Source organism: Rhizobium rhizogenes NBRC 13257, from assembly GCF_000696095.1.
Taxonomy (GTDB): Bacteria; Pseudomonadota; Alphaproteobacteria; order Rhizobiales; family Rhizobiaceae; genus Rhizobium; species Rhizobium rhizogenes.
Window position 1 is genome coordinate 451850 of the sequence record NZ_BAYX01000006.1, and the last position, 24257, is coordinate 476106.

22 protein-coding genes are annotated in these 24257 nt (G+C 60.3%); 13 read left to right on the top strand and 9 right to left on the bottom strand.

Annotation, left to right across the window (positions count from 1 at the left end):
- Positions 1 to 15 precede the first annotated feature (15 nt).
- Positions 16 to 1350 (bottom strand): omega-aminotransferase AptA, encoded by a 1335-nt coding sequence (aptA, locus tag RRH01S_RS16205; RefSeq protein WP_042473022.1) that lies wholly within the window; start codon positions 1348 to 1350, stop codon positions 16 to 18.
- 146 nt (positions 1351 to 1496) lie between these two features.
- On the opposite strand from aptA, the gene RRH01S_RS16210 reads away from it, so the two are divergent.
- Positions 1497 to 2045 carry a cupin domain-containing protein gene (locus RRH01S_RS16210; RefSeq protein WP_037221844.1) on the top strand — a complete coding sequence of 183 codons (549 nt, stop codon included), beginning with the start codon at positions 1497 to 1499 and terminating at the stop codon, positions 2043 to 2045.
- Positions 2046 to 2145: 100 nt separating this feature from the next.
- On the opposite strand, the gene RRH01S_RS16215 is transcribed toward RRH01S_RS16210, so the two are convergent.
- The 3 genes from RRH01S_RS16215 to RRH01S_RS16225 all read right to left on the bottom strand — a co-directional run bounded on the left by RRH01S_RS16215 (position 2146) and on the right by RRH01S_RS16225 (position 6419).
- The gene (locus RRH01S_RS16215; RefSeq protein ID WP_007698409.1) at positions 2146 to 3207 is read right to left on the bottom strand and encodes a porin; all 1062 of its coding nucleotides are present in this window, start codon (positions 3205 to 3207) and stop codon (positions 2146 to 2148) included.
- 603 nt (positions 3208 to 3810) lie between these two features.
- A complete protein-coding gene (locus RRH01S_RS16220) occupies positions 3811 to 5277 on the bottom strand; it encodes an ArnT family glycosyltransferase (protein WP_234711706.1) in 1467 nt (488 codons plus the stop codon).
- Between the two features lie 62 nt (positions 5278 to 5339).
- Positions 5340 to 6419 carry a glycosyltransferase gene (locus tag RRH01S_RS16225; protein WP_042473026.1) on the bottom strand — a complete coding sequence of 360 codons (1080 nt, stop codon included), beginning with the start codon at positions 6417 to 6419 and terminating at the stop codon, positions 5340 to 5342.
- Positions 6420 to 6984: 565 nt separating this feature from the next.
- On the opposite strand from RRH01S_RS16225, the gene RRH01S_RS16230 reads away from it, so the two are divergent.
- Genes RRH01S_RS16230 through RRH01S_RS16245 form a run of 4 tightly spaced genes read left to right on the top strand, consistent with a single transcriptional unit; the run spans position 6985 to position 10449 of the window.
- Positions 6985 to 7914: a metal ABC transporter substrate-binding protein gene (locus RRH01S_RS16230; protein ID WP_007698416.1), complete on the top strand. Its 930-nt coding sequence runs from the start codon at positions 6985 to 6987 to the stop codon at positions 7912 to 7914.
- Positions 7911 to 8750, top strand: a complete 840-nt coding sequence (locus RRH01S_RS16235; protein ID WP_007698417.1) for a manganese/iron ABC transporter ATP-binding protein — start codon at positions 7911 to 7913, stop codon at positions 8748 to 8750. Before RRH01S_RS16230 ends, RRH01S_RS16235 begins: the two co-directional genes overlap by 4 nt.
- Positions 8747 to 9607 (top strand): metal ABC transporter permease, encoded by an 861-nt coding sequence (locus tag RRH01S_RS16240; RefSeq protein ID WP_012649933.1) that lies wholly within the window; start codon positions 8747 to 8749, stop codon positions 9605 to 9607. Before RRH01S_RS16235 ends, RRH01S_RS16240 begins: the two co-directional genes overlap by 4 nt.
- Positions 9604 to 10449, top strand: a complete 846-nt coding sequence (locus tag RRH01S_RS16245; RefSeq protein ID WP_012649934.1) for a metal ABC transporter permease — start codon at positions 9604 to 9606, stop codon at positions 10447 to 10449. The genes RRH01S_RS16240 and RRH01S_RS16245 overlap by 4 nt, the downstream gene beginning before the upstream one ends.
- A 35-nt stretch (positions 10450 to 10484) precedes the next feature.
- On the opposite strand, the gene RRH01S_RS16250 is transcribed toward RRH01S_RS16245, so the two are convergent.
- From RRH01S_RS16250 to RRH01S_RS16270, 5 genes are all read right to left on the bottom strand, one after another.
- On the bottom strand, positions 10485 to 10934 hold the full coding sequence (locus tag RRH01S_RS16250) for a Fur family transcriptional regulator (protein WP_007698421.1): 450 nt from the start codon (positions 10932 to 10934) through the stop codon (positions 10485 to 10487).
- 147 nt (positions 10935 to 11081) lie between these two features.
- The gene (locus RRH01S_RS16255; protein WP_034523098.1) at positions 11082 to 11636 is read right to left on the bottom strand and encodes a sarcosine oxidase subunit gamma; all 555 of its coding nucleotides are present in this window, start codon (positions 11634 to 11636) and stop codon (positions 11082 to 11084) included.
- Complete coding sequence (locus RRH01S_RS16260) at positions 11629 to 14562, bottom strand: sarcosine oxidase subunit alpha family protein (RefSeq protein ID WP_042473030.1); 2934 nt, start codon at positions 14560 to 14562, stop codon at positions 11629 to 11631. Before RRH01S_RS16260 ends, RRH01S_RS16255 begins: the two co-directional genes overlap by 8 nt.
- Positions 14559 to 14837 (bottom strand): sarcosine oxidase subunit delta, encoded by a 279-nt coding sequence (locus RRH01S_RS16265; protein WP_042473033.1) that lies wholly within the window; start codon positions 14835 to 14837, stop codon positions 14559 to 14561. Before RRH01S_RS16265 ends, RRH01S_RS16260 begins: the two co-directional genes overlap by 4 nt.
- Before the next feature lie 12 nt (positions 14838 to 14849).
- Entirely contained in the window at positions 14850 to 16100 is a 1251-nt protein-coding gene (locus RRH01S_RS16270; RefSeq protein WP_034523100.1) for a sarcosine oxidase subunit beta family protein, read from the bottom strand.
- Positions 16101 to 16186: 86 nt separating this feature from the next.
- On the opposite strand from RRH01S_RS16270, the gene RRH01S_RS16275 reads away from it, so the two are divergent.
- From RRH01S_RS16275 to folD, 8 genes are all read left to right on the top strand, one after another.
- On the top strand, positions 16187 to 17146 hold the full coding sequence (locus tag RRH01S_RS16275) for a GlxA family transcriptional regulator (RefSeq protein ID WP_042473036.1): 960 nt from the start codon (positions 16187 to 16189) through the stop codon (positions 17144 to 17146).
- Positions 17147 to 17221: 75 nt separating this feature from the next.
- Positions 17222 to 17905 (top strand): helix-turn-helix domain-containing protein, encoded by a 684-nt coding sequence (locus RRH01S_RS16280; RefSeq protein ID WP_007698434.1) that lies wholly within the window; start codon positions 17222 to 17224, stop codon positions 17903 to 17905.
- Positions 17906 to 17996: 91 nt separating this feature from the next.
- Entirely contained in the window at positions 17997 to 18905 is a 909-nt protein-coding gene (locus tag RRH01S_RS16285; protein ID WP_042473099.1) for a class II glutamine amidotransferase, read from the top strand.
- Positions 18906 to 18936: 31 nt separating this feature from the next.
- Positions 18937 to 19623 carry a GltB/FmdC/FwdC-like GXGXG domain-containing protein gene (locus RRH01S_RS16290; protein WP_007698441.1) on the top strand — a complete coding sequence of 229 codons (687 nt, stop codon included), beginning with the start codon at positions 18937 to 18939 and terminating at the stop codon, positions 19621 to 19623.
- 15 nt (positions 19624 to 19638) lie between these two features.
- A complete protein-coding gene (locus tag RRH01S_RS16295; protein WP_007698458.1) occupies positions 19639 to 20967 on the top strand; it encodes an FMN-binding glutamate synthase family protein in 1329 nt (442 codons plus the stop codon).
- 80 nt (positions 20968 to 21047) lie between these two features.
- A complete protein-coding gene (gene glnT / locus RRH01S_RS16300) occupies positions 21048 to 22355 on the top strand; it encodes a type III glutamate--ammonia ligase (RefSeq protein WP_007698461.1) in 1308 nt (435 codons plus the stop codon).
- Between the two features lie 97 nt (positions 22356 to 22452).
- Positions 22453 to 23337: a formyltetrahydrofolate deformylase gene (gene purU, locus RRH01S_RS16305; RefSeq protein ID WP_042473042.1), complete on the top strand. Its 885-nt coding sequence runs from the start codon at positions 22453 to 22455 to the stop codon at positions 23335 to 23337.
- Positions 23338 to 23349: 12 nt separating this feature from the next.
- Positions 23350 to 24255 carry a bifunctional methylenetetrahydrofolate dehydrogenase/methenyltetrahydrofolate cyclohydrolase FolD gene (gene folD / locus RRH01S_RS16310; RefSeq protein ID WP_042473102.1) on the top strand — a complete coding sequence of 302 codons (906 nt, stop codon included), beginning with the start codon at positions 23350 to 23352 and terminating at the stop codon, positions 24253 to 24255.
- Positions 24256 to 24257 lie beyond the last annotated feature (2 nt).

Here is a 24257-nt window from a genome sequence, read left to right on the forward strand (position 1 = left end):
CGGCGATCGATTGGCTTACGACGCGCGCTTCAAGGCATCGCCGAGGATCGAGACGATTTTGCCGATCTCGTCCTTCTCGATGATCAGCGGCGGCGACAGGGCGATGACGTCGCCGGTGACCCGGATCAGCAGACCCTTCCGGAAGCAATCCACGAAGATATCGTAGGCGCGGGCGCCGGGTGCGCCGTCGCGCGAGGCAAGCTCGATGGCGCCGACGATGCCTAAGTTGCGGATGTCGATGACGTTGGGCAGGCCCATCAGCGAGTGAAGCGCGTCCTGCCAAGTCTCGGCCAGTTCGGCGCCGCGGGTCAGCAGACCATCTTCCTGATAGATTTCCAGGGTGGCAATGCCGGCGGCGCAGGCGACGGGGTGGCCGGAATAGGTGTAGCCGTGGAAGAGCTCGATCTGGTTTTCCGGACCGGTCATCAGGCCATCATGCACCTTGCGGCTTGCAAAAACGGCGCCCATCGGGATCGCGCCGTTGGTGATGCCCTTGGCGGTGGTGACAAGATCGGGCACGACACCGAAATAGTCGGTGGCAAACGGCGTGCCCAGGCGGCCGAAGCCGGTGATGACTTCGTCGAAGATCAAAAGGATGCCGTATTTGTCGGCAATGGCGCGCAGGCGCTCCAGATAGCCCTTTGGCGGCATGATGACGCCGGCAGAACCGGACATCGGCTCTACGATGACGGCTGCGATCGTTTCCGCGCCGTGCAGCGCCACCAGGCGCTCAAGGTCCTCGGCCAGCTCGATGCCGTGTTGCGGCAGGCCCTTGGAGAAGGCATTGCGCTCGATGTCGAGCGTGTGGCGCATGTGGTCGGCCGGGATCTGCGGGAAGACACGGCGGTTGTTGACAAGGCCGCCGACGGAAATGCCGCCGAAGCCGACGCCATGATAACCCTTCTCACGGCCGATGATACGCGTCCGAGTGCCCTGACCGATGGCTCGCTGATAGGCAATGGCAATCTTGAGGGCGGTGTCCACGGATTCGGAGCCGGATCCGGTGAAGAATACGCGGTCAAGCTTCGCGGCCGGTCCGCCCGGCGCAATCGCTGCCAGCTTTTCTGCAAACTCGAATGCGATCGGATGGCCCATCTGGAACGTCGGAGCGAAGTCCAGGGTACGCAGCTGCCGTTCGACTGCCTGGGTGATACGCTCCCGGCCATGGCCAACGTTGACGCACCAGAGACCGGCGGTGCCGTCGAGAACCTTATTGCCGTCGACGTCGGTGTAATACATGCCCTCCGCCGAGGCCAGCAGGCGGGGAGCCGTCTTGAACTGGCGGTTTGCGGTAAAAGGCATCCAGAAGTTTTCGAGGCTGGGGCTGTTCGGCTTGCTGATCTGATCCATAGCTCTCTCCATTGAGGTGATAATTCAAATCAGGCATTTTCCGTTTCCGAACAAGTCCTTTTCTCACTCTTGCTAACCCATTGAAAAATAGCATACGGATTGCATGATATTTCCATATATCGAACAACCGAAAACATGAGGAATCCATGTCCGTCGATATTGGCAACCGATTGCGGCATCTGCGCGTGGCGCACAATCTGTCCCAGCGCGAACTCGCGAAGCGCGCTGGCGTGACGAACTCGACGATTTCGCTGATCGAGTCGAACTCCGCCAATCCATCGGTGGGTGCGCTGAAGCGCATTCTCGACGGCATCCCGATCGGACTTGCGGAATTCTTCGCATTCGAGCCTGAGAAGTCTCGCAGGGCCTTCTACGCGGCCGAGGAGCTCGTCGAGATCGGCAAAGGACCGATCTCCTATCGCCAGATCGGCGACAACTTGTTTGGCCGCAGCCTTCAGATCCTGAAGGAATGTTATCAGCCGGGATCAGATACGGGCAAGGTGCCGCTCGTCCATGAAGGCGAGGAGGGAGGGATTGTCCTCTCCGGACGGCTTGAAGTCACAGTGGACGAGGAGAGGCGAATCCTCGGGCCAGGAGACGCCTATTATTTTGAGAGCCGGCGCCCCCATCGCTTCCGGTGTGTCGGACCGGTTCCGTGCGAGGTCATCAGTGCCTGCACGCCGCCAAGCTTCTAGGCCGTATAAAGACCAAGAAATTCATCTGGCCATAAATAGAAAAAGACCCGGCAGGGAACCGGGTCTTCCTCTTCTCTGATCGGAGGTCAATCAAATCAGATTAGAAGCTACGCTCGAAACGGAGGATACCAGCCCACTGATCTTCGTTGATCGAATCCCAGTTGGTGTAGGTGACTTCCGGCTCGACGAGAAGGTTCTTGACCGGGTTGAACTTGAGGTTCGTGGTCGCGGAGAAGATCTTCGAGTCGGTATAGGCGACCTGGAAGTTCCACTTCAGCTTTTCGTTGATCGGAACGCTTGCGCCGCCCCAAACTGCCCAGTCACCCCAGCCGATACCAGAAGCGTCGCCGCCACCGTTCGCGCCAGCGTACTTGTTCAGCTTGTCGCCGTCCGTGTTCCAGCCGCCCATGACGAAGGCCGAGAAAACGCCGAAGTCAGCGTCGACGCGAGCCTTGATGGCGCCTTCTTCAACGATGGAGTCATAACCACCGACAACCTTGAAGCCCCATGCGCCAGCCTTGTAGCCGAGACCGCCGACAACGTCAGGAGCGTAGTGATCGGAGCTGTCTTCGCCGTTGGCGCCCGTGGCGCCAGTGCCGGAGTTGGTGTCTTCCAGCGAGATTACAGCCGTGAAGCCGTTGCCGGCATCGTAGTTGTAAGTGATCTGGTTGAGTTCGTACGGGCCGTCATAGACAACGTCGTCGTTGATGACGTCGCCAGCGTAACCGGTGAAGACGTTGAACTGCGAGTCTTCCTTACCAATGGTGAAGCCGCCGAGGCTGATGCTGCCATGCAGGAAGTTGGTAGATGTCGAAGCACCTTCCTGCCAATCCCAACGCAGCTCGGTGTTGGTTTTCAGCGGTCCGTACTCGGTGTCAGTCGCCGTCTGCAGCTGCAGCTCAGCACGAGTGTGCCAGAGCGTGCCACGAACGTTGTTCGGGTTGTAAGCGTCGTACCACTGACCTTCCGTACGAACCTTACCGCCGATCTTGAGGCAGGTTTCGGTGCCCGGAATGAAGAAGTAGCCAGCGCCGTATGCGTCGCAGATGCGAACGTATTCCAGCGGCTCCGGCTCAGCAGCGACAATAGCGTCAGCGGCGTGAGCGCCGGATACTGCTGCAAGCGCAGCAGCGGAGCCGAGAAGAAGGCTCTTGATGTTCATTTTAATTCCAATCCACTAAGTCGAACTGAGAAATGGCGCACGAACGATGTCCGCCGTGCCTCACTCCCCATTCCGAACGTTTCCCCTTTTAGAAGCCATCCGACTTCTCGAAAAAGAGCTAACAGGAACAGAGAAGAGTGAGAACGACTTCAATGGCTATAAATGGAAAGCTCGATAATGAGGTGGAGTTGTTGTTGTACAAAAGCAACAAAAAAGGCTCAGTAAAAAATATTTAGAAACATACAGAAACAAAATGCACTAAATGATTTATACAGGAAATACTTATTCAATTTATAAATTTGGAATCATTTATTTGTAAGTGAGATTTACTATAAAGGCAAGTTTATATTACTATTATCTCGCTAATTGTCCTTTGTTCCGCCTATTCCAGCGCAAATCTGTGCCGGCTGACTCGAAACGAGCTAAAGCATGACGTTCCCAATGATGCCGACCGGGCGGCGTGGAATATTGATCATTAGTCATCCGGAAGGAGCGGCAATCAGTCGGTGGAGGCGCCGGCGCTTCCAATTCCGCCAGTCCGCTCGAGCGCAAGTATTATTCCAGACGATCCAAACGTTGGCCGCTCATCCTCCGGCGCCTATACTAGAGATGTCGGAAAAGACGATAGTTCGATAGCCTTGCATCGACCTCATAGTAGTCGGCTGGAGAGGGAATAGGGCAGTCCTGGCTTACCAAGAGAAAGGATGTGTCCTCCTCCGGCGATAGCTCGGCGTCTTTCTTCAGGCTGACGTGATAATAACGTTCGAGATAGGCATGCAGCTGCCAATCGTCCGCAACGTTGCCGCAGGCTGCAACAATCGGCTGACAGCGGCCAGCGGCCGGGCAGATATGTTCCGCGATCTTTTGCGCATCCTCGATCTCGATTCTGTCCGAACCCGGTTTTCCAACGGCGAGAACCACGGAGAAGATAGCCGCGACCACGCCGGCAGTTAGTGCGAGATTCAACCGCCGAAGCCATTCTTTGTTGAGCGAGCGGATCTGAGGCAGCAATGCAGGGGCCGAGATCATTGCAGTCGCTGTGGCGAAATAGAGGATCGAAGGGTTGAAATAGAAACTGTTAAGACGGGGGCTGACGAGAAGCGGCAAGGAGGCCGAGAGGCCGACGGTGAAAAGGAAAGCGGCATTGCGGTATCGTTGCCGGTGTAGCTCCGGCGTGGCGCATCTCGTCGCCAGGGTCCCGTGTCGGCCGCGCAGACGAGTGGACAGTATGAGAGCCGCAAGAAGCAGCGGGAAGAAATTGACCCGGAAAAGCGACCAGAGCCCATGCAATCCACCGCTGGTCCCTCCACGATCACCGGCGAGGCTGGCAAAGAGCTGATAATGCAGATAGCGATCGGCATATCCGCGTGCTTCGGGATCGAGCAAGAGCAAGGCCAACATGCCGGCCGCGGCAATGGCTATCATCGCGGTATCGATCGTGGCGGTCCTGACGGATGGGCGACCGAAGCTGATGCTGAAAAGGATCGGAACGGCGAGCGGAAACAGGCCGACCGGCCCTTTCGTCATGATCGCCAGGAATGTCAGAACGCCTGCCTCGATCATATACGGCAATCTCGACGCAAACTTTGAAGCGCGGGATGTGCTATAGGCCTCGACGACAAGCCAGATCGCCGCCGAGGTGAACACGATCAAGGTGTTTTCAAGCATATTGTTGGCATATGCCCAGCTCAGCCGCCCCGCTATCAGAGTGAAGATCAAGGCAAGGACTCCGGTGCTACGCAGCGCAGGATCCTTCCCGGTCAACCGGCGCCATATGCCGAGCATGATCAGGCCGCTGAGCAGTGCGGCGAAGAGGGAATAACCTTTCTCGACCCAGGCGGTGTCGCCGAATGCCCGGAACGCGATGGCCTGCAGCCACATGGCAAACGGCGGGTGTTCGGCGAAAAGCGGAAACAGGGTTTGCGAGAAGGCGGGCCGCCACGGCGATCCGATACCCTCGGCCATGTTGCGGGCCACGCTGGCATAGATAAGGCCATCGAAGAACATGGTCTGTGTGACGAGCGGGCGTAAGACCTTCAGGCACAAAAGGATGGCCAGGAGTTTCCACAACAAGCCGGCCCCGGACGTTTGTCCGGAGGGCGGCACGGTTTCCTGGGTCGATGAGCCCGTATTCATTTCCATACGAGGTGCTTGACGACGACAAATTTCCAGATCGTGTCGATGGCGATGCCGGCCAACGTGGCAAGCAGGACGACATGCACGATGCGCTCATAGGTTATGGCCGCCGCCGACACATTGGCGAGGATGCCGACCGAGGAGATGAGCAGAAATTTGACGTACCCGTAAAATTGCGCCCAGCCCCGCAGGCGCTTGTCGCGAAACGTCAGGAAGTTGTTGAGCAGGAAATTGCTGCTGGCCGCCACGAGAGCGGCGGCGACCTGTGCCGCAGTGAACGGCAAGCCAAGCGTCAAGGCGCAGTAGAGTATGCTCAGATGCACCAAGACGCCCGAGGCGCCGACGCAGAGGAATGAAATGAGATTTGCGGGGAGAATACTACCCGTCATCTTGCTCATCAGGAAGGTTGCAAATCGCCAAAGCACACAGGCGTCGAGCTTGGATTCGCCATTCACCCTGACGCCGAAGTCGAAGGGTACCTCGGCATGCCGGAGCGATTTCTTCGTATGAAGGATATCGAGCAGGAGCTTGAAACCGGGATCACCAAGACGAGGCGCGATCTCCAGGAAGCTGTCGCGGCGGATGACGAAGAAGCCTGTCAGAGGATCGGTCATGCGCCGGCCGATGACGATGCTGCTCAGCGCATTGCCGCAGTCCGAAATCCGGCGGCGCAGGGCGGAAAGGGCGGCCGGGTTCACGCCTTCATCCAACCGCCGTGCCGCGCTGACAACATCCAGAGAACCGCTTTGCAGTCGTTGGACCAGTTGCGGAACAACGGCCGGATCGTGTTGTCCGTCGCCGTCCATGATGCATAGCAGATGCCCTTTTGCAGAGAGCATCCCCTGGATGCTTGACCGTGCCAAACCGCGATCGGCCAGTCGAAGGATCAAGCGGACGCGATGATCCTGCTGAGAGAGTTTATAGGCTGCGGAAGCGGTTCCATCCGAGGAATTGTCATCGACAAAGATCAACTCCCAATCGAAGTTGGAAAGCGCGTGTTTGACCCGCTCCAGAAAGGGAATGATGTTGTCGATCTCGTTGTATGTCGGAACAACGATGGAGAGAGTTTGATGCAAATCTGCACTTCCGGAAATATAATTCGAGGTTCGTCGATCGACATCTCTGAAATGAAGACCATGATCTCGTTTTAGACCGTGCAGTGCGTCTGGATATTTCCGACGATCTCTGAAGTAAGAATAATTTTAGGATTTTTGTTTCCGAAAGGGATGGGGGTGTCTTTCCGTTGGGTTTAGACACGTCAGTTGTTCCAAGCAGCATTGCTGGGGGAGCAAGGGGAAGGCGGGGTTGGCGCGTACTCGGCGTCATTTTACCGAAAGTTTGTGAAATTCGCGCAATCCGTTATTGCAATTCAGTCGCAATTGCATGATAGATACGCTGCGGAATATGGCAGGTAATTATTGCAAATAAGTTGCATTTGCAAAATGCGGGCCGGCGATTGTGGGGTCGCGATAGGGAGAGGCGGGGGCTGATCCAGTGACCGCTCCAAGCTTCACCGGCTTGCGGGTATCTGCCGCAGCCGAACGGTATTTTGTGTGCCCCTGAAGGCCGACTGGTCAACCTGGTTGTCGGAATGGCGCGAATGTTCAGGTCAGAGCAAAGAAAATAAGGAGAGACAATTTCATGTTTGATCGCGCCCGACGCAGGGTCCTTGCGGGATTGGCAGGTTTCGCGGCACTCGGCCTGATGGCAGGCGGTGTGGCCGCTGAGGAGGCAGCCAATCAGAAGTTCAAGGCGGTGACGACCTTCACGGTTATCGCCGACATGGCGAAGAATGTAGCGGGCGACGCTGCCATAGTGGAATCGATCACCAAGCCCGGCGCCGAGATCCACGAATATCAGCCGACGCCCCGCGACATCCAGCGGGCGCAGGGCGCCCAGCTTCTCTTCTCGAACGGTCTCAATCTCGAACTCTGGTTCCAGAAGTTCTATCGGCACCTGAAGGACGTTCCCGACGTCGTGGTCTCGACCGGCGTCGAGCCGATGGGCATCACGGAAGGCCCCTATAACGGTAAACCTAATCCGCATGCCTGGATGTCGCCGAAGAATGCGATCATCTATGTCGACAATATCCGCGACGCCTTCGTCAAATACGACCCGAAGAACGCCGAGATCTACAAGGCCAACGCGGAGGCCTACAAGACGAAGATCGCGGCGACCATCGCGCCGATCCGCGAGAAGCTGGATACCATTCCGGAAGACAAGCGCTGGCTGGTTTCGAGTGAAGGCGCCTTTTCCTATCTGGCCCGCGATTTCGGCCTGAAGGAACTCTATCTCTGGCCGATCAATGCCGACCAGCAAGGCACCCCGCAGCAAGTGCGCAAGGTGGTCGATACTATGAGTGTCAACAAGATCAGCGCGGTCTTCAGCGAGAGCACCATCTCCGACAAGCCGGCCCGGCAGGTCGCACGCGAGACCGGCACCCATTATGGCGGCGTGCTCTATGTCGACTCCCTGAGCGAGGCCGATGGGCCGGTGCCGACCTATGTCGACCTCCTGCGCGTCACCTCCGACACCGTGGCGAAGGGGCTGGCCGAGGGGCTGTCGCAATGAACGCGGTCGCTACCCGCATCTCCCCAGCACCTGCGGATGCGGGGGGCGGCATTTTCGTGAAGGATGCCACCGTCACCTATCGCAACGGCCATACGGCACTGCGCGATGCCAGCTTCAAGGTGCCAGAAGGCACCATCACAGCACTGGTCGGCGTCAATGGCTCCGGCAAATCAACGCTCTTCAAGGCGATCATGGGTTTCGTGCATCTGGCAAAGGGCGAGATTTCGGTCTTGGGAATGCCGGTCAAACAGGCGCTGCGGCAAAATCTCGTGGCCTATGTACCGCAGGCGGAAGAGGTCGACTGGAATTTCCCGGTCCTGGTCGAGGATGTCGTCATGATGGGTCGCTATGGCCATATGGGCATGATGCGGATTGCGAAGGCGGCCGATCATGAAGCCGTATCCAGGGCGCTTGCGCGCGTCGACATGAGCGAATTCCGCAAACGCCAGATCGGCGAATTGTCCGGCGGGCAGAAGAAACGCGTCTTTCTGGCTCGTGCTCTGGCGCAGGATAGCCGTGTCATCCTGCTCGACGAGCCCTTCACCGGTGTCGACGTGAAGACCGAGGAAGCCATTGTCAAATTGCTGCGTTCGCTGCGCGACGATGGCCGGGTGATGTTGGTCTCGACGCACAATCTCGGCTCCGTGCCGGAGTTCTGCGATCGCACCGTGCTCATCAAGGGCACGGTGCTCGCCTATGGGCCGACCGACGAGACCTTCACGCAAGAAAATCTCGAAAGGACCTTCGGCGGCGTGCTTCGCCATTTCGTGCTGAACGGTCCGGCCGGCAAGCCACCGGCACATGTCTCCGCGAGTGAGCATGGAGAGCGTGTCTGATGGCCTCCCTTCTCGAACCCTTCGGCTACAATTACATGCTCAACGCCATGTGGGTTTCGGCGCTGGTGGGCGCGGTCTGTGCGTTTCTCTCTTGCTTCCTGATGTTGAAGGGCTGGTCGCTGATCGGCGATGCGCTGTCTCACTCGATCGTGCCCGGCGTTGCCGGCGCCTACATGCTCGGACTTCCCTTTTCGATCGGCGCCTTCTTTTCCGGCGGGCTTGCGGCGGCGGCGATGCTGTTCCTGAACCAGCGGACGAAACTGAAGGAAGACGCCATTATCGGGCTGATCTTCTCCTCCTTCTTCGGGCTTGGCCTGTTCATCGTTTCGCTCAAGCCCGCGGCGGTAAACATTCAGACCATCGTGCTCGGCAATATCCTTGCCATCACGCCGGAGGACACGCTCCAGCTCGCCATTATCGGCTTCGTTTCGCTCGCCATCCTGCTGGTGAAATGGAAGGACCTGATGGTGACATTCTTCGACGAGACCCATGCCCGTTCGATCGGCCTCAATCCGACAGCACTCAAGATCCTGTTCTTCACGCTGCTCTCGGCCTCGACGGTCGCAGCACTTCAGACCGTCGGCGCCTTTCTGGTGATCTGCATGGTGGTGACCCCCGGAGCGACTGCCTATCTGCTGACGGATCGCTTCCCACGGCTGCTCATCATTGCGGTCGCGATCGGGGCAGTGACCAGCTTCGTCGGCGCTTATGCGAGTTATTTTCTCGATGGCGCCACCGGCGGCATCATCATCGTGCTCCAGACGCTGATCTTCCTCGTCGCCTTCTTTTTCGCACCCAAGCACGGCATGCTGGCAGCCCGACGCAGGGCGGCGGAAGGGCGGGAGGTGACACCATGAATGCTCTATCCACCCTGCTGGGACCGTTCCAGTTCGACTTCATGGTCAACGCCTTGATCATCTCGGTGCTGATTGCGGTGCCGACGGCGCTGCTGTCTTGCTTCCTGGTGCTCAAGGGCTGGGCTCTCATGGGAGACGCCATGAGCCATGCGGTGTTTCCGGGCGTGGTCATCGCCTATATCGTCGGCTTTCCCCTGGCGGTCGGCGCCTTTGCCGCCGGCATGGTCTGCGCTCTTGCGACCGGCTTCCTCAAAGACAACAGCCGCATCAAGCAGGATACGGTGATGGGCATCGTGTTCTCGGGCATGTTCGGGTTCGGTCTGGTCCTCTATGTGAAAATCCAGTCCGAGGTGCATCTCGATCATATCCTGTTTGGCGACATGCTCGGAATCGGATGGCAGGACATCATGGAAACCGCGGCCGTTGCGGTGCTGGCGGCGGCCGTCATCGCGGTCAAGTGGCGTGACCTGCTGCTGCATGCCTTTGACCCGGCGCAGGCAAGGGCAGTCGGTCTAAGGGTCAACCTGCTGCACTATGGTCTGCTCTGCCTGCTATCGCTGACGATCGTGGCGACGCTGCAGTCGGTGGGCATCATTCTCGCCATCTCCCTGCTGATCGCGCCCGGTGCCATCGCCTATCTATTGGCGCGCAGGTTCAGCGTCATGCTCGTTCTATCGGTGGTGATTGCGGTGACGGCAGCATTTTCCGGCGTCTATCTGTCCTTCTTCATCGACAGTGCACCGGCTCCAACCATCGTGCTGCTGCTCGCCATCACTTTCGTCGGCGCTTTCCTCTATGCCTCTCGCAAGGCGGTGCGGACGGAAGCACACGAGACGGCGTAGGGAGATTTTTGCGGAAGTGCCTTGGAGGCGGTTTACTAGACCGTTTCCTTGCCCTTCCTGGGCGGGCGCCTCTTGTCGATCGGCTTGACGTAGATTTCCAGCCTGTGGCTGACGATCGTGAAGCCGTGCTGGCGGGCGATCTCTTCCTGCAGCCGCTCGATTTCGTCGGAGCGGAATTCGATCAGATCGCCGGTTTCGACATTGATCAGATGGTCATGATGCTCCTGATCGGCGCTCTCGAAGCGAGCTCGGCCATCGCCGAAGGTATGCTTTTCCAGCACGCCCTTTTCCTGCAGCAAATTGACGGTGCGATAGACGGTGGCGATCGCAATGCCCGGATCGATCTCGCTGACCCGCCGATGCAGCTCCACCGCGTCGGGATGATCCGACGCATCGGACAGAACCTGCATGATGATCTTCCGTGGTCCGGTCAGACGGAGCCCGTTTTCCTTGCAGAGTGCGGCTATGTCCTTCTTGAAGTGCATGAGTATGTCGGCCGGATCAGGTTCGGTTGGGGATGGACCGCTCTAACGCAGTTGAGCTGCATTTGCAAAAAGACAATGGAGCCTGATGTCTAAACATCGGGCTTTCAGGCGAACAGGGGCCTTGATAGGGGAGCCTTATGGGGCGGATTAAGATAACCCGTTGAGAACGCGCAAAGCACCGAGCGAAGTCACCAGGGCTTCGAGTTCCTCGTAGAGCGCTTCGGCAAAGCTGCGCAGCACTGTCAGCTCGAAACTGTCAACACCGGTGCGCGTCAGCTGCAGCGAGATATGGCCGAACAGCGTGACGGCCGAGCGTCCCTCCGGAAACGCCGAGGGATGAAGATCGACGGCCGTGCCCCTGGCGAGCAGTTCAGCCGCCTGCGGGCCGGAGAGGCCGATGCGGACGCGGCCATGGCTCTGGTCGGAGACGAAGGCGCTCCCTTGCAGGGTCGAAGAAAGGGCTGCGAGGCGCGACGGCGGAAGCGGATCATCGCCGGCGATGAACCATTGCCGGTATCCGGTGGAGCGGATTGTGCTCGCTTCAAGCTCGGTTGCCTGAAACCGGCCAGCGAGACCTTCGGCATCGATTGCGCCCATGACATGCAGCAGATGGCCTTCCGGCAGTGGTTCCAAGCGGATGCCCGGACCTTGCAAGGCGGCCTTGCCGGCAAGCACCGGTCTGTGTTCGGGGCGGTCAAGCATGGAGCTTCTCGTTTTCAGGATCGATGAAGACTGGGCTGCAGAGCAGCCCCTCGGTAAATTCGTTTCGAAGACCGTTCCATACCATGACCTTCTCGCCGATGCGTTCCGGGCCATGCTTGACCAGCGTCAGGCCGATCGTATGGCCGAGGGTCGGCGAGAAGGCACTGGAGGTGACATAGCCCTGGTCGTTTTCGAGCGTCGCCGCCGCGCCATCCGCCAGGATATGCGCGCCGGTGCGGAAGCTCGTCGCCGGGTCGAGCGGCTTGACACCGACGAGGCGGGGACGGTCAGACGATTGCAGACCCTCGCGGGCGAGCATGGCCTTACCGATGAAATCCGTCTTGGTCGCCGAGACCATGCGGCCGAAGCCGAGATCGCCTGGTGTCACCGTGCCGTTGATCTCGGCATGGGTGACATGGCCCTTCTCGATACGCATGACGCCGAGTGCTTCGGCGCCATAGGGGCAGATGCCGTGCTTTTCGCCAGCCTGCATGATGGCATCGGCCACCCATTCGCCATAACCGGCGGGCACGGCGAGTTCATAGGCAAGTTCGCCGGAAAAGGAGATGCGGAAGAGCCGGCCTTCGAGCTTGCCGCTAAAGAGCGTCACCGGACGGGCGCTCATGAAGGGGAAGGCGGCATCCGACAGATCCTCGTCGACGATCTCGGAAAGGATCGCCCGCGATTTCGGACCGGCGACCGCCATCTGCGCCCATTGGTCGGTCGAGGAGGCGAAGTAGACCTCAAGCTCCGGCCAGAGCGTCTGGGCGCAGAATTCGAGATGAGTGAGTACGCCGGCGGCGAGTGCCGTCGTCGTCGTCATGAAGAAATGCTCTTCGCTGAGCCGGCTGGTGGTGCCGTCATCATAGATCATACCGTCTTCGCGCAGCATGATGCCATAGCGCGCCTTGCCGACGGCAAGCTTGGCAAAGCCGTTGCAATAGATGCGGTCGAGAAAGGTCGCGGCATCCTTGCCGTGGATCTCGATCTTACCGAGCGTCGAGACATCGCAGATCCCGGCATTCTTGCGAATATTCAGCACTTCGCGATCAACGCTTTCGCGCCATGTCGTCTCGCCTTGGCGCGGGAACCAGGAGGAGCGATACCAGAGGCCGGTCTCCACGAAAGTGGCGCCATTCTTCTTGGCCCAGTTGTGCAGCGGCGACTTGCGGGCCGGCTGGAAATGCTTGCCGCGCGAGGCGCCGGTGAGCGCCCCGAAGGAGACTGGCGTATAGAAGGGCCGGAATGTGGTGGTGCCGACTTCGCCGGGCGAGACGCCGCGCGCTTCGGAGAGAATGCCGATGGCGTTGATATTGGAGAGCTTGCCCTGATCGGTCGCCATGCCGTTGGTGGTATAGCGCTTGGCGAGTTCGACATGCCCATAGCCTTCGCGCACGGCAAGGCCGAGATCTTTCAAGTTCACGTCGTTCTGATAATCGACGAAAGCCTTGCCCTTGCCGCCTTTGACATACCAGAGCGCGGTGCTGGCGGCAGAGGCTTCTTCTGCCGGGACGAAAGCGGGCGTGATCCTGCCGAAACCGATCGCTTCCAGCGCCTCGGCGGCTTTGCGCGCACCATCGCCGAGGCAGGCTTCCGTGGTGGCGAGACCAGTTGCGGAGCCGGCAATCAGCAAGCCTTCCTGCCGCTCCGGCGCCAGGAAGGCGGCTTGCTCATCGGACCAGACGGGTCTTGCTCCGCGGTGGCAGGCAAGGTGGATGATCGGGCTCCAGCCGCCTGACATCGCCAGCGCATCGGCCTCGATGTCCTGCATGCCGGACGCCGTTGCAATGGTCACGCGGCGCAATTGCTTGCCGCCATGCGCGTCGACGATGCATCCCCCGGAGAAGACAGGCGCCTTGCCGCTCCAGCTTTCGCCGCCGCTGCTGCGGTTGTCGACGATGGCGGCAACTTCGACGCCGGCCGCTTCAAGATCGGCGGCTGTGTGGTAGCCGGATTGGTTGGTGGTGAAGATGACGGTTCGGGCGCCGGGCGTGACGGCCTGGCGGTTGAGATAGCTGCGCATGGCGCCGGCCATCATCACACCCGGAATGTCGTTGCCGCCGAAGACAAGGGGACGTTCCTCCGCGCCGGTGGCAAGGATCGCTTGCTTGGCGATGATGCGCCAGAGCCGTTCGACCGGGCGCTGCGGATCGGGCAATGCCACATGTTTCTGCACGCGCTCGACCGCACCGAAGACATTGTCGTCGTACCAACCGATGACGGTGGTGCGCGGCAGGAGCTGCACGTTCGGCAGCGTCGCGAGTTCGTCGAGAATGTCCTGCAAGGTAGAGCCGGTCTCGCAAAGCAGGCTGCCGCCAAGGGCAAAATTCTCGTCGGCAAGGAGGACGCGGGCGCCAGCGCGCGCCGCCGTCAGCGCGGCGGCAAGGCCGGTCGGTCCCGCGCCGATCACCAACAGGTCGCAATGCGCCCAGCACTTCTCATAGGAATCCGGATCGGCTTCATAGGATGCTTTCCCAAGCCCGGCAGCCTTGCGGATTATTGGCTCGTAGACTTTCTCCCAGAAGGCAGCCGGCCACATGAAAGTCTTGTAGTAGAAACCGGCTCCGAGGAAGGGCGAGAGCAGGCCGTTGACGGCGCCGACATCGAAGCCGAGCGAAGGCCAGCGGTTTTGGCTGCGGGCAATCAAGCCGTCATAGAGATCGATCATCGTGGCGCGGCTGTTGGCTTCCGTCCGGCCGCCGGATCCGGTCGTCACCAGCGCGTTGGGTTCGGCCGCACCCGCCGTCAGGATGCCGCGCGGCCGATGATATTTGAAGCTGCGGCCGACGAGCTGGATGCCGTTGGCCAGCAGAGCAGACGCCAGCGTATCGCCGGGATGGCCGCTCAGAGGCTTGCCGTCGAAGGTGAAATTGACGGTTTTGGAGCGGTCGATCCGACCGCCAGAGGGAAGGCGATAGCTGGTCATGCCTGGCCTCCGAGCTTGGCGAGCGCAGCGTCGCTGACCTCATGAACGGTATGGGTGACGGTATCGCGCTCAACGATCAGCCAGCGGCGGCAACCGGACGAGTGATGCCAATATTCCTTATGAGCACCCCTCGGATTCTCGCGCAGGTAGACATAGTCGTACCAAGCCTCCGCGCCGGCATCGGGGGCGGGGCGGGTCAGGCTCGCGTCACCCTTGATGGTGAACTCCTCTTTGGGACGCTGGCCGCAGTGAGGGCAGGTAATCAGGCTTGCCATGTCGTCATGTCCTCAATGCAGGTTCGGCTGGGCGCCGACGCCCTTTTCGTCGAGCTGATAGCCGCGCCGGAAGCGGTCGAGGCGCAGCTCCCGGGCGGTCTCATGCGGCTCGTTGCGGGCGATCAGATGGGCGTAGCAATAGCCGGAGGCCGGCGTCGCTTTGAAGCCGCCGTAGCACCAGCCGGCATTCAGATAGAGGTTGTCGATATGGGTGCGGTCGATGATCGGCGATCCGTCCATGCTCATGTCCATGACGCCACCCCATGAGCGCAGGTAACGCACGCGGGTGAGCGACGGGATCAGGGCGACGCCGGCCTCGGCGACATGCTCGACGGTTGCGAGATTGCCGCGCTGCGCATAGGAATTGTAACCATCGATGTCGCCGCCGAAGACGAGGCCGCCCTTGTCCGACTGCGAGACGTAGAAATGGCCGGCGCCGAAGGTGACGACCGTGTCGATAAAAGGCTTCAGCCCCTCGGAGACGAAGGCTTGCAGCACATGGCTTTCGATCGGCAGGCGCAGGCCGGCCATATCGGCGACGACGGTGGAGTTGCCGGCCGCCGCCAGCGCCAGCTTGCCGCAGCCGATGAAGCCCTTGCTGGTCTCGACGCCGGTTACCCGGCCGTTCTCGCTGCGAATGCCCGTCACCTCACAGCCGGTGATGATATCGACGCCGCGGCTGTCGGCGCCACGCGCATAGCCCCAGGCGACTGCATCGTGACGCACCGTGCCGCCGCGTGGCTGGAACAGGCCACCCATGATCGGGAAACGGGCATTGTCGAAATCGAGGAAGGGGAGCTTCCGGCGCACCGCCGCCCTGTCGAGGAATTCGGCATCGACGCCATGCAGGCGCATGGCGTTGCCGCGCCGGGTATAGGCGTCGCGCTGTGCATCCGAGTGGAAGAGATTGAGCACGCCGCGCTGCGAGACCATGGCGTTGAAATTGAAATCCTGCTCCAGCCCTTCCCAGAGCTTCATCGACAGCTCGTAGAACGGATTATTGCCGGGCAGCAGGTAGTTGGAGCGGATGATCGTCGTGTTGCGGCCGATATTGCCGGAGCCGAGATAGCCCTTTTCCAAAACGGCGACATTGGTGATGCCGAAGGTCTTGGCGAGGTAATAGGCCGTCGCCAGCCCATGGCCGCCGCCGCCAACGATGATGACGTCGTAATGCGGCTTTGGCTCGGGCTGGCGCCAGGCGGGAGCCCAGCCGGTATTGCCGCGAAGGCCGTTGAGGAAAATGGAAAGAGCGGAATAGCGCATGAATGGCTCCGAAAGAACCGCTTCATGATGACAGAAGGACAGCTATCCACTTGCCCATTTAGGACCTTTGTGAATAGAAAAAGGACATGTCATCGATTGATGCAAAAAACGTCCAGCATATCGGCTTCATCCTGATCCCAGGATTCGCCCTGATGTCTTACGCCTCGGCGACCGAACCGCTGCGCGCCGCCAATCTTCTGGCGGGGCGGGAGATCTACCACCTCTCAAGCTTCTCGCCGGATGGCGCGCCGGCTCTGTCTTCCGGCGGCGTACCGGTGCCCGCCGATCCGCTTCCTGTCCGTGGCTCCGGGCTTGGCACCGTCTTCGTCTGCGCCGGTGGTTCGCCGCGCGACTGGCATTATCCGGCGGTATTCGCCTGTCTCAGGCAATTGGCGCGCGAGGGTGTGCGTATTGGCGGCATTTCCGGTGGCCCTTATCTGCTGGCTGAAGCCGGGCTGCTTGCCGAGCGCGACTTCACCATCCATTGGGAGCATGCGCCGGCGCTGCTCGAAGCCTTTCCCGCGCTTTCGCCGCGCCAAGCCCGCTTCGTCGTTGATGGAAACCGCATCACCTGCGGCGGCGGCATCGCGCCGCTCGATATGATGCATGTGTTGATTTCCGAGCGCATGGGCCCGGATTTCGCCCGTCGCGTCAGCGACTGGTACTTGCACACGGAGGTCGGCGAACCGACGGCGCCGCAGCGCGGCTCGCTTGCCGAGCGCTACGGGGTGCATCACCCTGGCCTCCTCAGCGTGCTGGAGAAGATGGAGGAGACGATCGAGACACCGCTCGGCCGCACCGCCATGGCCCGGATCGCCGGCGTCACGCCGCGCCATCTCGACCGGCTGTTTGCGGCTCATCTCGGCTCCACTTTCCTCGATCAATATCGCCGAATCAGGCTCCAGCATGCCCGGCGTCTCCTGGAGCAGAGCCCGCTTTCGATCTCTGAAATCGCCATCGCCACCGGTTTTTCCAGCGGCGCGCATTTCTCCCGGGTCTATCGCAGCGCCTATGGCGCGGCACCCAGCAATATTCGTAAGCCCTGACTTTCTTCATGGTTGAGGAAATTTCACTGCGACGATAGGGTGACTGCGATGACGCGTTGCAGCAAAGGATCGTGAATGAAGACGAAGCCGGAGAAGACCACGGACGAGGAGCATCCTCACGGCGCACGGCCGGCCTTGTTGCAGGACCCGCACGCGGTTCGCGAGCCGAAGGAAAACAATCTGGAGATGGCGATCGGCCATGAGGTGCGCGCCTATCGCAAGAAGCTCGGCATCACCGTGACCGACCTTGCGGCATCGACCGGGATTTCGCTCGGCATGCTGTCGAAGATTGAAAACGGCAATATCTCACCGTCGCTGACGACGCTGCAATCGCTCTCCCGCGCCCTCGGCGTGCCGCTGACGGCCTTCTTCCGCCGCTACGAGGAGCCGCGCAATGCCGTCTTCGTCAAGGCGGGACAAGGCATAGAGCTGGAACGACGCGGCACGCGCGCCGGTCATCAATATAATCTGCTCGGCCACATCGACAACAATTCGAGCGGCGTCATCGTCGAACCCTATCTCATCACGCTGACGACCGATTCCGACGTCTTCCCGACCTTCCAGCACGAGGGCATGGAGTTTCTCTATATGCTCGAAGGCGAGGTGGTCTATCGCCATGGCGACCAGCTTTTCCAGATGCAGCCGGGCGACAGCCTGTTCTTCGACGCCGACGCGCCGCATGGGCCGGAAGTGCTGGTGAAACTGCCCAGCCGATATCTCTCGATCATCAGCTATCCACAGCGCGGCAAGAGCGACTGACTTGCTTTAAAAGAAAATATTATTCTTGCCAGTTGAAATTTGAAATTGGACCTGCTAGTCATTTTGCAGACGCGAAATGGAGGGTCTGATCATGTGCGGAATTGTGGGTCTCTTCCTGAAGGATAAAAGCCTGGAGCCGGAACTCGGCTTGCTTCTCTCGTCCATGCTGGTGACGATGACGGACCGTGGCCCCGACAGCGCCGGCATCGCAATTTACGGCGGCGCGAACGGGAACAAAGCAAAAATCACAATCCAGTCGGCCCATCCGGCAAAGGACTTCGACGGCCTTGAGCAGGGCCTCCGGCGGGCACTCGACGCACCGGTGTCGATTGAGGTGAAGAGCACGCATGCCGTTGTTACGCTTGCGAAGGACAAGCTCGATGAGGGTCGCGCCGCGATCGCATCGCTGCGGCCGGATGTCCGGGTGATGAGCAGCGGCGACGCCATCGAGATCTACAAGGAAACCGGCCTGCCGAAGGACGTCGTCTCCCGTTTCGGCGTCGCCTCCATGTCCGGAACGCACGGCATCGGTCATACCCGCATGGCGACCGAATCCGCCGTCACGACGCTCGGCGCCCATCCTTTTTCGACGGGCTCGGATCAGTGCCTGGTCCATAACGGCTCGCTGTCGAACCACAACAACCTGCGCCGCGAACTCGTGCGCGAAGGCATGACCTTCGAGACCCAGAACGACACCGAGGTTGCCGCCGCCTATCTGACGGCCGAGATGGCCAAGGGCAAGGATCTGGGCGAGGCATTGACCGGCGCGCTGGACGATCTCGACGGTTTCTTCACCTTCGTCGTCGGCACCAAATCCGGCTTCGGCGTCGTTCGCGATCCCATCGCCTGCAAGCCGGCCGTCATGGCCGAGACCGATCGCTACGTCGCGTTCGGCTCTGAATATCGCGCGCTCGTCAACCTGCCCGGCATCGAGGATGCCCGCATCTGGGAGCCGGAGCCGGCCACCGTCTATTTCTGGGATCACGAAAAGGCTGCCTAGTCCAGGGTCGGCGCAATCGAGAGAGTTTTTTATGCCAGTTTTCGATCTTTCCGTCACACCGCTGCGTGACCTCAACAGCGCTCTCCACGGCCTTGCGGCAGGCGCCAACGATACTGCCTTCGAGGTTGTCAATCCGCGTGGCCATCATGCTGTTGCCGTCGGTATCGACGCTCCCGTGACCGTCGATGTCAAAGGATCTGTCGGCTATTATTGTGCTGGCATGAACGATGGCGGCAACGTCACCGTACACGGCTCGGCCGGCCCGGGCGTTGCCGAGAACATGATGTCGGGCACCGTTGTCATCGAAGGCGATGCGAGCCAGTATGCGGGGGCGACCGGTCAGGGCGGCCTGCTGGTCATCAAGGGCAACGCGGCGTCCCGTTGCGGCATCTCGATGAAGGGTATCGATATCGTCGTGCACGGCAATATCGGCCATATGTCTGCCTTCATGGGACAGTCCGGCCATCTGGTCGTGCTCGGCGATGCCGGTGATGCGCTGGGCGACAGCCTTTATGAAGCCAAGCTTTTCGTGCGTGGCTCGGTCAAGAGCCTCGGCTCGGACTGCATCGAAAAGGAGATGCGCCCCGAGCATCTCGCAAAGCTTTCCGAGCTTCTCGATAAGGCCGGCGTCAGCGGCGTCAAGCCGGAAGAGTTCAAGCGCTACGGATCGGCGCGCAAGCTCTACAATTTCAACATCGACAATGCCGACGCGTACTGAGGCGAAAGGAATATCATGAGCTATCACAATCCTCTGACGCCGCCGCGCAAGTCCGCCACCTTCGACGACCATACGCTGGCCGAGATCCGCCGCGCGGCGGCAACCGGCATCTACGATATTCGCGGCGCCGGCACGAAGCGCAAGGTCCCGCATTTCGACGATCTTCTTTTCCTCGGTGCATCGATCTCGCGCTATCCGCTCGAAGGTTATCGCGAGAAGTGCGACACGACGGTGGTTCTCGGCAGCCGCTTTGCCAAGAAGCCCATTACGCTGAAGACCCCGATTACCATTGCCGGCATGAGCTTCGGCGCTCTCTCTGGCAATGCCAAGGAAGCGCTTGGTCGCGGCGCCACGCTTGCGGGCACATCGACCACGACCGGCGACGGTGGAATGACCAATGAAGAACGCGGCCATTCGCAGACCCTCGTCTATCAGTATCTTCCGTCGCGCTACGGCATGAACCCGAAAGACCTGCGTCGTGCGGATGCAATCGAAGTGGTGGTCGGCCAGGGCGCAAAGCCCGGCGGCGGCGGCATGCTGCTCGGCCAGAAGATTTCCGATCGCGTCGCCCATATGCGCAATCTGCCGAAGGGCATCGACCAGCGCTCGGCCTGCCGTCACCCGGACTGGACCGGCCCCGACGATCTTGAGATCAAGATCATGGAACTGCGCGAAATCACCGATTGGGAAAAGCCGATTTACGTCAAGGTTGGCGGCGCGCGTCCCTATTACGACACGGCTTTGGCGGTGAAGGCCGGTGCCGATGTCGTTGTTCTCGACGGCATGCAGGGCGGTACGGCGGCGACCCAGGACGTCTTCATCGAAAACGTTGGCATGCCGACGCTCGCCTGCATTCGCCCGGCCGTTCAGGCGCTTCAGGATCTCGGCATGCACCGCAAGGTGCAACTGATTATCTCCGGCGGCATTCGTTCCGGTGCTGATGTGGCAAAGGCGCTTGCGCTTGGTGCCGATGCCGTCGCCATCGGTACGGCGGCGCTGGTCGCCATCGGCGACAATGATCCGCGCTGGGAAGAGGAGTACCAGAAGCTCGGAACCACCGCCGGCGCCTATGACGACTGGCACGAAGGCAAGGATCCGGCTGGCATCACCACGCAGGATCCGGAACTCGCCGCGCGGCTCGATCCGGTTGCTGCTGGCCGTCGTCTTGCCAATTATCTGAAGGTCATGACGCTCGAGGCACAGACGATTGCGCGTGCCTGCGGCAAGAACCACCTTCATAATCTGGAGCCGGAAGACCTGTGCGCGCTGACCATGGAAGCTGCCGCCATGGCGCAGATCCCGCTTGCCGGCACGAGCTGGTATCCGGGCAAAGGGGGCTACTAAATTTTCACCGCCGGGTTAGAGAGCCCGGCGGTATTCTATCAAAATCGAAGTGTCTCTAAGAAATCCAAAGGGGAACGAGAATGACACTGGACCTTGCTGCTTTTGCCAAAGACAAAGGCATCAAATACTTCATGATCAGCTATACCGATCTGTTTTCCGGCCAGCGCGCCAAGTTGGTGCCGGCGCAGGCGATTGCCGCGATGCAGGAAGAGGGCGCCGGCTTCGCCGGTTTCGCCACCTGGCTCGACATGACGCCCGCCCATCCGGACCTGTTTGCCGTGCCGGATGCATCCTCCGTCATCCAGCTCCCCTGGAAGAAAGAGGTTGCCTGGGTTGCCGCCGATTTGTGGATGGATGGCGAGCTCGTCGCCCAGGCGCCGCGCAACGTGCTGAAAAAGCTTGTGAAGTCGGCCGAAGCCGAGGGTATGCGGGTCAAGACCGGTGTCGAAGCCGAATTCTTCCTGATCACCGCTGACGGTTCGAAGATTTCGGACGAATACGACACCGCCGAAAAGCCCTGCTACGACCAGCAGGCGGTGATGCGTCGTTATGACGTGATCGCCGAGATCTGCGACTACATGCTGGAACTTGGCTGGGGCGCCTATCAGAACGACCACGAGGACGCCAACGGCCAGTTCGAGATGAACTGGGAGTTCGACGACGCGCTGAAGACGGCCGACAAGCACTCCTTCTTCAAATTCATGGTCAAGTCGATAGCCGAAAAGCACGGGCTGCGCGCCACCTTCATGCCGAAGCCTTTCAAGGGCCTGACCGGCAATGGTTGCCATTGCCATATCTCCGTGTGGAGCAATGACGGCAAGACCAATGTCTTTGCCGACAGGGAAGCGGAATTCGGTCTTTCGGCGCAGGGCAAGCAGTTCCTCGGCGGCATCATGAAGCATGCCTCGTCGTTGGCTGCGATCACCAATCCGACGGTCAATTCCTACAAGCGCATCAACGCACCGCGCACCACTTCGGGCGCTACCTGGTCACCGAATACGGTGACCTGGACCGGCAACAACCGCACCCATATGGTGCGCGTGCCCGGCCCCGGCCGCTTCGAACTGCGCCTGCCGGACGGTGCCGTCAATCCCTATCTGCTCCAGGCGATCATCATCGCCGCCGGCCTCGATGGCATTCGCAACAAGGCCGATCCCGGCCCGCATCACGACATCGACATGTATGCCGAAGGGCATCTGGTGAAGGATGCGCCGCGCCTGCCGCTCAACCTGCTCGATGCGCTCAGAGCCTATGACGAGGACGAGGGCCTGAAGGAAGCGATCGGCTCGGAATTCTCCGCCGCTTACCTGAAGCTCAAGCATCAGGAGTGGAATTCCTACTGCTCGCACTTCACGCAGTGGGAACGCGACAGCACGCTCGATATCTGAGCGCAGCAAGGCATTCCATAGGATAAGCGCATGGGCCGGAGCCTGAAACTTCGGCCTAACGTAGATATTCTGCCTAGGACGACGAAGGAAAATGAACATGGAGAAGTTCGTTCTAACGGTTTCCTGCCACTCGACGCGCGGGATTGTCGCAGCGATCGCCAACTATCTGGCGGATCAGGGCTGCAACATCGTCGACTCCAGCCAGTTCGACGATCTGGATACCGGCAAGTTCTTCATGCGGGTGAGCTTCATCTCCGAGCAGGGGGTCGGACAGGAGGCGCTGGTCGAGGGCTTCAAGCCGATCGCGGGCAAGTTCGAGATGGAAGTCGAGATCCACGACACCCAGAAGCGCATGAAGGTGCTGTTGATGGTGTCGCGCTTCGGTCATTGTTTAAACGACCTGCTCTACCGCTGGAAGATCGGCGCACTGCCGATCGACATCGTCGGCGTCGTCTCCAATCATTTCGAATACCAGAAGGTGGTGGTCAACCACGATATCCCCTTCCACCATATTCCGGTGACCAAGGCCAACAAGCCACAGGCGGAAGCCAGGATCATGGAGGTGGTCGAGCAGACCGGCACGGAGCTGATCGTGCTCGCCCGCTACATGCAGATCCTGTCCGATTCGATGTGCCAAAAGATGTCGGGCCGGATCATCAATATCCACCATTCCTTCCTGCCGAGCTTCAAGGGAGCAAACCCCTACAAGCAGGCCTATGAGCGCGGTGTAAAACTGATCGGGGCGACGGCGCACTACGTCACCGCCGATCTGGACGAGGGGCCGATCATCGAGCAGGACACGGCGCGGATCACGCATGCGCAGTCGGCGGACGATTACGTCTCGATCGGCCGGGATGTGGAGAGCCAGGTGCTGGCGCGCGCCATCCATGCCCATATCCACTACCGCACCTTCCTCAACGGCAACCGCACCATCGTCTTCCCGGCAAGCCCGGGAAGCTATGCTTCCGAGAGGATGGGGTAGGCCATGACTGCGATGACTGCGGCAACCGTGATCGACGGCAAGCAGGTGGCGGCTTCGGTGATCGAGGCGGTGAAGACGGCAACGTCTGCGCTGGAAAGAGATACCGGAACGAAGGCCGGTCTTGCGGTGGTGATCGTCGGGGATGATCCGGCCAGCCACAGCTATGTGACTTCGAAGAGCAGGATGGCCAAGGAGTGCGGCTTCAAATCCATCCAGCACACGCTGCCGGCCGAGACGACGCAAGAGGAATTGGCAAAGCTGGTGCAGTCGCTGAACGAAGACCCATCCATCCATGGCATCCTGGTGCAGCTGCCGCTGCCGAAGCATCTGAACTCGGAGCCGATCATCCAGTCGATCCGGCCTGAGAAGGATGTCGACGGACTGCATGTGGTCAATGCCGGCAAGCTTGCCACCGGCGATCTGGCAACCGGTCTGATCTCCTGCACCCCGGCCGGTGCCATGCTTTTGGTGCGCCGCATCCACGGCGAGGACCTGTCGGGTCTGAATGCCGTGGTCATCGGCCGCTCCAACCTGTTCGGCAAGCCGATGGCGCAGCTTCTCCTCAACGCCAATGCGACGGTAACCACGGCACACTCCCGCACCAAGGATCTGCCGACCGTTGCCCGCACGGCGGATATTCTGGTGGCGGCTGTCGGCCAGCCGCAGATGGTGAAGGCCGACTGGATCAAGCCGGGCGCCACCGTCATCGATGTCGGCGTCAATCGGATTGCCGCTCCTGAGCGCGGCGAGGGCAAGACGCGGCTGGTTGGCGATGTCGCCTTTGCCGAAGCCTCCGACGTAGCCGCCGTGATCACACCGGTTCCCGGTGGTGTCGGGCCGATGACCATCGCCATGCTGATGGCCAATACCGTCATTGCCGCGTATCGGGCAGCCGGCAAGAGCGCGCCAAAGTTCTGACT

Bases quoted from the DNA above. Each gene is read 5' to 3' on its own strand.
- aptA (WP_042473022.1), bottom strand. From the start codon at position 1,350: ATGGATCAGATCAGCAAGCCGAACAGCCCCAGCCTCGAAAACTTCTGG.
- RRH01S_RS16210 (WP_037221844.1), top strand. From the start codon at position 1,497: ATGTCCGTCGATATTGGCAACCGATTGCGGCATCTGCGCGTGGCGCAC.
- RRH01S_RS16215 (WP_007698409.1), bottom strand. From the start codon at position 3,207: ATGAACATCAAGAGCCTTCTTCTCGGCTCCGCTGCTGCGCTTGCAGCA.
- RRH01S_RS16230 (WP_007698416.1), top strand. From the start codon at position 6,985: ATGTTTGATCGCGCCCGACGCAGGGTCCTTGCGGGATTGGCAGGTTTC.
- RRH01S_RS16235 (WP_007698417.1), top strand. From the start codon at position 7,911: ATGAACGCGGTCGCTACCCGCATCTCCCCAGCACCTGCGGATGCGGGG.
- RRH01S_RS16245 (WP_012649934.1), top strand. From the start codon at position 9,604: ATGAATGCTCTATCCACCCTGCTGGGACCGTTCCAGTTCGACTTCATG.
- RRH01S_RS16250 (WP_007698421.1), bottom strand. From the start codon at position 10,934: ATGCACTTCAAGAAGGACATAGCCGCACTCTGCAAGGAAAACGGGCTC.
- RRH01S_RS16255 (WP_034523098.1), bottom strand. From the start codon at position 11,636: ATGCTTGACCGCCCCGAACACAGACCGGTGCTTGCCGGCAAGGCCGCC.
- RRH01S_RS16260 (WP_042473030.1), bottom strand. From the start codon at position 14,562: ATGACCAGCTATCGCCTTCCCTCTGGCGGTCGGATCGACCGCTCCAAA.
- RRH01S_RS16265 (WP_042473033.1), bottom strand. From the start codon at position 14,837: ATGGCAAGCCTGATTACCTGCCCTCACTGCGGCCAGCGTCCCAAAGAG.
- RRH01S_RS16270 (WP_034523100.1), bottom strand. From the start codon at position 16,100: ATGCGCTATTCCGCTCTTTCCATTTTCCTCAACGGCCTTCGCGGCAAT.
- RRH01S_RS16275 (WP_042473036.1), top strand. From the start codon at position 16,187: ATGTCATCGATTGATGCAAAAAACGTCCAGCATATCGGCTTCATCCTG.
- RRH01S_RS16280 (WP_007698434.1), top strand. From the start codon at position 17,222: ATGAAGACGAAGCCGGAGAAGACCACGGACGAGGAGCATCCTCACGGC.
- RRH01S_RS16285 (WP_042473099.1), top strand. From the start codon at position 17,997: ATGTGCGGAATTGTGGGTCTCTTCCTGAAGGATAAAAGCCTGGAGCCG.
- RRH01S_RS16290 (WP_007698441.1), top strand. From the start codon at position 18,937: ATGCCAGTTTTCGATCTTTCCGTCACACCGCTGCGTGACCTCAACAGC.
- RRH01S_RS16295 (WP_007698458.1), top strand. From the start codon at position 19,639: ATGAGCTATCACAATCCTCTGACGCCGCCGCGCAAGTCCGCCACCTTC.
- glnT (WP_007698461.1), top strand. From the start codon at position 21,048: ATGACACTGGACCTTGCTGCTTTTGCCAAAGACAAAGGCATCAAATAC.
- purU (WP_042473042.1), top strand. From the start codon at position 22,453: ATGGAGAAGTTCGTTCTAACGGTTTCCTGCCACTCGACGCGCGGGATT.
- folD (WP_042473102.1), top strand. From the start codon at position 23,350: ATGACTGCGGCAACCGTGATCGACGGCAAGCAGGTGGCGGCTTCGGTG.